General features: G+C 72.0%; 3 protein-coding genes. All 3 read left to right on the top strand.

The features are described 5' to 3' along the window. Nucleotides 1-89: 89 nt before the first annotated feature. Nucleotides 90-7,247, top strand: coding sequence for an amino acid adenylation domain-containing protein (locus AC2CHE_RS16960; RefSeq protein ID WP_484505854.1), 7,158 nt, complete (start codon nt 90-92; stop codon nt 7,245-7,247). A 39-nt stretch (nt 7,248-7,286) separates the two neighbouring features. Continuing rightward, on the top strand, nt 7,287-8,444 hold the full coding sequence (locus tag AC2CHE_RS16955) for a glycosyltransferase (protein ID WP_484505853.1): 1,158 nt from the start codon (nt 7,287-7,289) through the stop codon (nt 8,442-8,444). Between the two features lie 65 nt (nt 8,445-8,509). Beyond that, the coding region (locus AC2CHE_RS16950) for a cytochrome P450 (RefSeq protein ID WP_484505852.1) at nt 8,510-9,806 on the top strand (1,297 nt) is incomplete at its 3' end.

The following is a 9,806-nucleotide window of genomic DNA, read 5'->3' as shown; positions in this document are numbered from 1 at the left end:
GCCCTTCTCAACCTGGACAAGGCGGCGCGGGCACCCCGGCTCCCACCTCCGGCCAGCAGGGATCGCAGGGGAGGGTCGAGAAAGGCGCGGTGGGCCGGGGCAAGCTCGACGACATCCTGCCACTGACGCCGCTACAGGAGGGCATGCTCTTCCACAACCAGTTCGACGAGTCGGCGCTCGACGTGTACGCCGCCCAACTGGTCGTCGACCTGGCCGGTCCGCTCGACGAGACAGCCCTGCGCGCGGCCGGGGAGGCGCTGCTGGCCCGGCACCCGAGTCTGCGCGCCGGCTTCCGGCACCGGGGACTGAGCAAGCCGGTGCAGGTCATCCCCCGGTCGGTCCGGCTCCCGTTCACGGTGCACGACCTGACCGGGACGCCCGAGCAGGAGCAGGATCAGGCCGTCCGGCGGATCGCGGCGATCGATCGGGTCACCCGCTTCCAGCTCGGCCGCCCACCCCTGCTGCGGTTCATCCTCATCCGGCTGACGCCGGAGGAACACCGGCTGGTCCTGACGATGCATCACATCCTGGCCGACGGTTGGTCCACTGCGGTGCTCTGGCGCGACCTGCTCGCCCTCTACCACGGTCGGGGGGAGGCGCCGGAACTGCCGCAGGTTCCGCCCTACCGCCGGTACCTGGCCTGGCTCGCCGAGCAGGACTCGGAGGCGGCCCGGACCGCGTGGCGGGAGTATCTCGCCGAACTCGACGCCCCGACGCTCGTGGCGCCGCTTGCCGGGACCGAACCGGAACTGCCGCAGCAGCAGCGGCGCACCCTGTCGCCCGAGGTCACCGAGGCGCTCACCGGATGGTGCCGGTCCCGTGGGGTCACCCTGAGCACGGCCGTGCAGGCCGCCTGGGTACTCGTGCTCGGTCACCTCACCGGGCGTACCGACGTGGTCACCGGCATCACGGTGTCGGGGCGCCCGCCCGAACTGCCGGGTGTGGAGACGATGGTCGGTCTGTTTATCAACACCGTTCCGCTGCGGGTCCGACTCCGACGCGGCGAGACCCTCGGCGGCCTGGTCGAGCGGATGCAGGCGGAGGGCCTGCGGATGCTCCCGTACCAGCATCTCGGCCTGGCGGACATCCAGGCGGTGACCGGCCTGCCCAAACTCTTCGACGCGCCCACGGTCTTCGAGAACTACCCCACCGGGCGGACGGGCGCGGCCGGGGAGCCGTCCGGCCCGGACCAGCTGCGCGTCACCCGGGTGCACGGTCAGGACGGGACCCACTACCCGCTCACCCTCGCCGCCGCACCCGGCCGCGAACTCGTGCTGCGGGTCGACCACCGGCCGGCGGTGTTCGATCCCGAGTTCGGCCGCCGGACCCTGGACCGGGTCGCGCGGGTGCTCGAACGGCTCGCGGCCGCTCCGGAGACCGTGCTGGACCGGTTGGACCTGCTGCTGCCCGGCGAGCGCGAACAGTTGCTCACCTGGTCTGCGGGGGCAGAGCCGCCGACCCCCGCCACCTTGCCGGCCCTCTTCGAACGGCAGGTGCGTACGACCCCGGACGCCGTGGCGGTGGTCGACGACGACGAGTCGGTGACCTTCGCGGAGCTGAACCGGCGGGCGAACTGGTGGGCCCATCGCCTCATCGCCCGGGGCTTCGGACCGGAGCAGGTGGTCGCCGTCGCGCTGGGGCGCCGAGCCGACCTGCCGGCCGCCCTGCTGGCGGTGGCCAAGGCCGGTGCCACCTACCTGCCGCTGGACCCGGCCTATCCGGCCGACCGCCTCGCCGCCCTGCTCGCCGATGCCGCGCCGGCCGGCCTGCTCAGCACAACGGAGATTGCCGGAGACCTCGGCGTGCCCGTCGGGTTGCCGGTGCTGGCCATGGACGACGTCGAGGTCGAGCCAGCGCCGGAGCACGACCCGGTGGACGCCGAGCGGACCGCTCCGCTGCGCACGACACACCCGGCCTACCGGATCTACACGTCCGGCTCGACCGGACGCCCCAAGGGGGTCGTGGTCACCCACGGCGGACTGGCTGCGCTCGTCGCCGGCCAGACCCGGGCCTTCCGGGTACGTCCAGGTGACCGGGTACTCCAGTTCGCCGCGCTCGGCTTCGACGCCACCGTCTCCGAATTCTGGGTGACCCTGGTCTCCGGTGCCACCCTGGTGCTCACCGCGAGCGACCGCATGTTGCCCGGTCCGCCCCTCGCGGGACTGATCGCGGAGCGTGGGGTCAACAGCCTCACGCTGCCGCCCACCGCGTTGGCCGCGCTGCCGCCGGACGCGCTGCCGCCCGGCGGCACGCTCGTGGTCGCCGGCGAGGCCTGCCCGCCGGCACTGGTCACCCGCTGGGCGCCGGGCCGACGCATGGTGAACGCCTACGGGCCGACCGAGAACACGGTCTGTGCCACGATGAGCGGACCGCTGCCCGACGGCGACCTTCCACCCATCGGGCGGCCGATCGACGGCACCCGCGTCTACCTGCTCGACCAGCGGCTCGGGCTCGCGCCGCTGGAGGGCACCGGCGAGCTGTACCTGGCCGGTGCCGGCCTCGCCCGTGGCTACGCCGACCGGCCGGGGCTGACCGCCGAGCGGTTCGTCGCCGACCCGTACGGGCCGCCCGGCTCCCGGATGTACCGCAGCGGTGACCGGGCGCGTCGGCGGGCCGACGGCAACCTTGAGTACCTCGGCCGGACCGACACCCAGGTCAAGATCCGTGGCTTCCGGATCGAGCTGGGAGAGATCGAGGCGGTACTCGGCGAGCACCCGGCGGTGGCCCAGGCGGTCGTGGTGGCCGGCGCCGACCACGAGGACCAGCCGCGCCTCGTCGGCTACGTGGTGGAAAGTGCCAGCAGCGCGGCCCCCGACCTGCGGGCGTACCTGGCTGACCGGCTGCCCGACCACATGGTGCCGGCGGCGGTGGTGGTGTTGCCGGCCATGCCGGTCACGCCGAACGGCAAGGTCGACATCCGCGCCCTGCCCGACCCGCAGCTGGACGGCGCGGCCGGTGGCCGGTCACCGCGCAATCCCCGCGAGGAGATCCTCTGCGAGATCTTCGCGGAGCTGCTCGGCGTGGCGCGGGTCGGTATCGACGACAGTTTCTTAGAGCTGGGCGGGCACTCGCTGCTGGCCACCAAGCTGATCGGGCGGATCCGCGCCATCCTCGACGCCGAGGTGCCGGTGAAGCGGCTCTTCGACGCGCCGACAGTGGCGGGGCTGGCCGAGCTGCTGGACCAGCGGGAGGGGCGACGGCCGATGGTCGAACCCGTGGTGCCCAGGCCGGCCCGGGTACCGCTCTCCGCCGCGCAGCGCCGGCTCTGGTTCCTCAACCGGGTGGAGGGGCCGAGCCCCACGTACAACATCCCGATGCCGATGCGGCTCCGGGGCGACCTGGATGTGGAAGCTCTGCGGGCCGCACTCGGCGACGTGGTGCAGCGACACGAGGCCCTGGGTACCGTCTTCGCCGAGGACGAGGCGGGCCCGTACCAGACCGTCGCGGAAGGCGTCGCACCCGACTTCGCGGTCGTGCCGGTGACGCCCGAGGAGGTACCTGCGCAGATCGCCGCCGTGGCGGGCCACCGGTTCGATTTGGCGGCCGGCGAGCCACCGTTGCGGGTCCGGCTACTCGCGGTGGGCGAGCGGGAGTTCGTCCTGGTGGTGGTGGTGCACCACGTGGCCGGGGACGGCTGGTCCATGCCGTTGCTGGCGTCGGATCTGACCCGGGCCTACGCGGCGCGGTCCGCCGGCACGGCGCCGCAGTGGCCGGCGCTGCCGGTGTCGTACGCGGACTACGCGCTCTGGCAGCAGCGGGTGCTCGGCGACGAGGACGACCCGGATTCGCTGCTGAGCCGGCAGTTGGCGTTCTGGCGGGAGCGGTTGGCGGGGTTGCCGCAGGAGCTGGCGTTGCCCTGTGACCGGCCGCGCCCAGTGGTGGGCTCGCAGCGTGGTGCCGAGGTGACCTTCGCCGTGCCGGCCGAGTTGCACGAGGCGCTACTGCGGTCGGCCCGCAGCGGCCGGGCGACGTTGTTCATGGTGCTGCACGCCGCCGTGGTGGGCCTGCTGTCGAGGCTGGGCGCCGGTGTCGATGTGCCGGTCGGTACCCCGGTGGCCGGCCGTTCCGACGCGGGGCTGGAGGGGGTGGTCGGGTTCTTCGTCAACTCTCTGGTGCTGCGGGCCGACGCTTCCGAGGATCCGCCCTTCCGGGAGCTGTTGCGGCGGGTCCGGGAGGTGGACCTGGCGGCGTTCGCGCACCAGGACGTGCCGTTCGAGCGGCTCGTGGAGGTGTTGAATCCGCAGCGTTCGTTGTCCCGGCACCCGCTGTTCCAGGTCATGGTCTCGCTCAACAACACCGAACCGACGCCGGGGGAGGCGGCCTCCACGGGATTGCGGGTCGAACGGGAGCGGGTCGAGGTGCGGACCGCGAAGTTCGACCTGCTCTTCTCCTTCGCCGAACGGCACGAGGCGGACGGTCGGGCGGCCGGCATCGAGGGTTCCGTGCAGTACAGCACCGATCTGTTCGACCCGGAGACCGCCCGGGGATTCGCCGACCGGCTGTCGCGACTGCTCACCGCCGCGGTGGCGGACCCGTCCACCCGGCTCAGCCGGCTGGAGATCCTCGACCGCGCCGAGCGTGCCCTCGTGATCCGGACCTGGAACGCCACCGAGCGCCCGTCGTCGGGCCGGCACCTGGCGGACCGGCTCGCCGACCAGGCACGCGCCACCCCCGACGGCTGCGCGGTCCGGTGCGGCACCAGCTCGTTGACCTACCGCGAACTGGACGGGGCCGCGAACCGGCTGGCCCGGTTGCTGCTGCGGCGCGGTGCCGGGCCGGACCGGGTGGTCGGGATCGCCCTGCACCGCTCGGTGGAGCAGGTGGTGGCCCTCGTCGCGGCTGTCAAGATCGGTGCCATCGCGCTCCCGCTGGACGTCGGATTGCCGGACGAGCGGGTGGCGGCGGTGCTGCGGGATGCCGGTCCGGTGCTGCTGCTGACCGCCGGCCCGGTGGCCGAACGGAGCTGGACCCGGGTGCCGCACGCGGTGCACCTGGACGCCGACGAGGTCCGCGCCGAGCTGGCCGGATGTTCCGCAGCGGCGGTGACCGACCGGGAGCGCGGCCGGCCGTTGTGCCCGGACCTGGGCCTGTACCTGCTCTACACCTCGGGATCGACAGGTACGCCGAAGGGGGTGCTCATGCCGACCCGGTCGATCGAGAACCTGGTCGAGTGGCAACGCGACACCCTTCCCGGCGGCCCCGGCATCGTGACCGCGCAGTTCGCGCCGATCGGCTTCGACGTCGCGATGCAGGAGATGTGCTTCGCGCTCGTCACCGGCCGGACCCTGGAGATCTGTCCCGAGGAGGTCCGCCGCGACGGCCGGACCCTGGTCGGATGGCTGGCGGAGCAGGAGGTGCGCGAGCTGTTCGCGCCCACCCTGGTGATCGAGGCGGTCGCCGAGTCGGCGGCGACGGAAGGGGTCCGGCTGCCGGCGCTGACCGACGTGGTCCAGGCCGGCGAGGCCCTACGCCTGAACGCCCCGATCCGCGACTTCTTCGCCGCCGAGCCGGGGCGCCGGCTGCACAACCAGTACGGGCCGACCGAGTCGCACGTGGTCACCGGTACGGTGCTGCCGGCTGATCCGGCGCACTGGCCGGAGCTGCCCGACATCGGCGGCCCGATCGACAACGTCCGGGTCTACGTGCTGGATTCCTTCCTGCGCCCGGTGCCGCCGGGTGTCACCGGCGAGGTCCACCTCGCCGGTGAGTGCCTGGCGCGCGGGTACAGCGGGCGGCCGGACCTGACCGCCGAGCGCTTCGTCGCCTGCCCGACCGGCACCGGGCGTCGGATGTACCGCACCGGCGACCTCGGTCGCTGGACCCGGGACGGGCGGATCGTCTTCGTCGGCCGCGCCGACAGCCAGGTGAAGATCCGCGGGTTCCGGGTGGAGCCGGGTGAGGTCGCGGCCGTCCTCGCCGGGCACCCCGGGGTGAGTCGCGCCGCCGTGCTGGCCCGGCCCGGCAGCGCCGGAGGCAATCTGCTGGCGGCGTATGTGGTGCCGGCCCCGGAGGCCGTCGAGCCGGCCAACTTCGCCGAGTACCTTCGCCGCCGGCTACCGGAGTACATGGTGCCGTCGGAGTTCGTGGTGATGTCGGAGCTGCCGGTCAACCGCAACGGCAAGCTGGACCGGGCCGCCCTGCCGGCGGTGGGGTCCGGTGACCGGGCGGCCAGCAGGCCGCGGACCCCCGAGGAGCACGTGCTCAGCGAGATCTTTGGTGAGCTGCTCAACCGTGCCCCGGTCGGTGTCGACGAGGACTTCTTCACCCTCGGCGGTCACTCGTTCCTGGCCACCAAGCTGGTCCAGCAGATCCGCTCCCGGCTCGGCGTCGAGCTGTCGGTCCGCAGTGTCTTCGAGGCGCCGACCGTCGCCGGCCTGGCCCGCGAGCTGGGCGCTGGCACCGAACACGACCCGTTCGCCGTCATCCTGCCGTTGCGCCGGCACGGCGACCGGCCGCCACTGTTCTGCCTGCACCCGGCCTCCGGCACGAGTTGGAGTTACGCCGGTCTGTTGGCGCACGTGTCGGCCGAGTACCCGATCTACGGGGTGCAGGCGCGCGGTCTGGGCAGCTCTGTGCCGCTGCCCAGCTCCATCGAGGAGATGGCCGCGGACTACGCAGCGCAGATCCGTGCCGCCTACCCCTCGGGGCCGTACCGACTGCTCGGGTGGTCGTTCGGCGGGCTCGTGGCGCACGCCGTGGCGACCCGGTTGCAGCAGTTCGGTGCCGAGGTGGCGGATCTGATCATTGTGGACACCTACCCGAACCCGGAGGTTGGCGTGCCGGACCGCCCGGACCACGAGATCATCGGCTCGCTCCTGGCCCGGGACTTCACCTTCGACCCGGCGGAACTCGCCACCGACCTGGACAGGGTGCTGAGCCGGTACGCCGAGCATCTGCGGCAGCGCGACCACCGGCTCGCCGCCCTCGGTGAGCAGGGCCTGAAGGACAGCATGCGGGTGTATGTCAACTGCGCCCGGCTCATGGCGGACTACCGGCCGGAGGTGTTCGCCGGTGACCTGACCTTCGTCACGGCCACGATCAAGTCCGACGCGATCGCCGGCTCGCCGGAATTGCGCGAGCACTTCACCGCCGAGGCGTGGTCCCCACTCATTAAGGGACGGATTAACAACCATCATATCGAAGAAACCCACGGTATGATTTTCAGCAATCCTTCGTCTGTCGCGGCGGTCGGCCGCGTGGTGGCCGCGACGCTTGCACAGACGGAAAAGACATCCGGTCGCGGGTGACGGACCGGCACTTTCCAGGCTCGTTCCGGAGGACCTTCCGTGGCTCGATATCTGTTCGTTCCGTACCCGATGCATGGGCACGTCAATCCGATGGTCCCGATCGCCGCGGAGCTGGTGCGGCGCGGGGAGACGGTGACTGTGGCGGTCGCGGCGCAGTTCGCCGACGTGTTCCGCGAGGTCGGCTGTGCGGTTACCGAAATCGTCACGACGGTGGTGACCGATTGGCCGGAGAATCCGACCGCGGAGCAGCGTCGGCGGAATCGGCGGGCGGCCTTGCGGATGTTCCGCGAGCGTCGCGGCGTGGTGCGCCGGTTGCGGAAGCGGTGGCCGGGGTGGCGGCCCGACGTGGTGGTGACCGACCTGGCCGCCCGGTGGGGACAACTGGCCGCCCTGCGCGAGGGCACCCCGCTCGCGTCGTTGAGCGTCACCTACACCGTGAGCGAGGAGATGGTCGTCGAGAACCTGCGCCGGCAGCGCGGCGATCGTTGGGTCCGTACCATCCGGCGGCTCGGCCTGTTGCCGCAGTTCCACCCAGCGCTTCGGGACCGGGCCCAGTTGGCGCTGGTCAACGCCACCCCGGAGCTCCAGCCGCGGTGGGAGACGTTCGGCGACCGGTACCACTTCGTCGGGCCGTTGTTGCGCGACACCAGCGGCTACGGTGACACGGACCTGCCGTGGGAGTCGATCGAGCGCGGTCCCACGCTCTTCTTCTCGCCGGGCACGGTCTTCGGGTGTGGGCCGCGGTTCTTCCGGGACCTTGCGGACGCCTTCGCGGCTACCGAGTGGACGGTGGTGCTGGCGACGGCGGCCACCGACCCGGCCGCGCTCGGTGACCTGCCGCCGAACGTCATCGCGCGCCGCTATGTGCCGCAGTCTGCGGTGCTGGCCCGGTCCGCGGTCTTCCTGACCCGGGCGAGCATGAACTCGGTGCTGGAGGCGGTCCGGCACCGAGTGCCGATGATCGCCCTGCCCCGCGCTTACGACCAGCGCGGGGTGGCGGCGCGGCTGGCACAGCTGGGCGTCGCCGTGGTGCTCGACCAGGAGGCGCCCGGCGCCACGTTCGTGCAGACGGCCCGCCGGTTGAGGCCCGACCCGGAGGTGGCCCGCGCGCTGGAGCGGATGGCGGCGCCGATGCGCGACGCCGATCCGGTCGGTGCGGCGGCGGACGCGCTGCAGAAGTTCGCAGCGGACCGTTGACCCTGCGCCAACCCGGACCGCGTACCGGCCCCGAACTCACTGGCAGCCCGACGGACGGAGTTTCCATGGACCTCGGCGATCCCGACCTTTATCTCGACATCGACCGCTACGCGTTCTGGGACGGGCACGTCGCCAGCGGTCGGGCGGTCTGGAGCGAGCCCGGAAGCTCACCGAACGGATTCTGGTCGGTCTTCTCGTACGACGCGGTACGCCAGGTCCTCGCGCCGAACGGTCCCTTCACGTCGGAGTACGGGATGATGATCGGGTTCGACGCGACCCGTCCCGACCGGTCCGGCGGCCAGATGCTGGTGGTGACCGACGGAGCACACCACGAGCGACTGCGGAAACTCGCCGGGGCGATGCTCTCGCGCCGGACGGCGGCCGCCCTGAACGACTTCGTCGAGAAGGAGATCCGCGACCTGCTGACGAAGTGTCGGGACACCGCCGCGACCGACGTCACCGCGGATCTCGGACCGCGCATCCCGGCCTCCGTGGTCTGCGAGATCATGGGCGTACCGGCCCAGGACCGGGATCGCCTGCTGACCCTGACGAACCACGCGTTCGGTGGGACGGACAGCAGCTTCTCGGCTATGACGCCGGCCGAGGCACACACCGAGATCCTGCTGTACTTCTCCGACCTGATCGAAACCAAGCAACGCCGGCCCGGCGACGACCTGGTGAGCATCCTCCTCGCTGACCCCGAGCTCTCCGCGACCGACGTGTTGATGAACTGCGACAACGTGCTGGTCGGTGGAAACGAGACGACGCGACACGCGGTGACCGCCGCGTTCAGCGTGCTGGGCACGACCCCGGGCGTACTGGACTCGCTGCGCGACGACCCCGACCTCAACCCGCTGATGGTCGAGGAGATCATCCGATGGTCCTCTCCGGCCATGCACGTCCTGCGGGTCGCCACCGACGATGTCGTCGTCGGTGACGATCCCATCCGTCGCGGCGAGCCGGTCGTCGCGTGGCTGCCAGCGGCCAACCGGGATCCTCGCGAATTCGCCGATCCGCAGGTCTTCCGGCCCGGTCGCCGGCCCAACAAACACCTGGCGCTCGGCCACGGCCCGCACCACTGCCTCGGCGCCGCGCTGGCCCGGATGGAATTGTCCGCGCTGCTTCGGGTGATCGCCGACGAGATCCGGTCGGTCCGGGTCACCGACGGGCCGATCTGGCAACGCAGCGTGCTGGTGCAGGGGTACCGCCAGGGTCATTGCGTTCTCGGGTTGTTGCTGATCACGGCGGTGATGAGGTCGTGGGGGCGGCGGTCGGCTCGTCGGGTGGCGCGGGCGATGTTGGTTTCCCCGTTGGTGCGGTGGAACCCGATCGAGGTGTTACGCAGGGTGGCCATGACGGCGG

Source organism: Micromonospora sp. ATLC16 (assembly GCF_057196645.1).
This window is presented reverse-complemented; position numbering and strand designations above follow the sequence as displayed.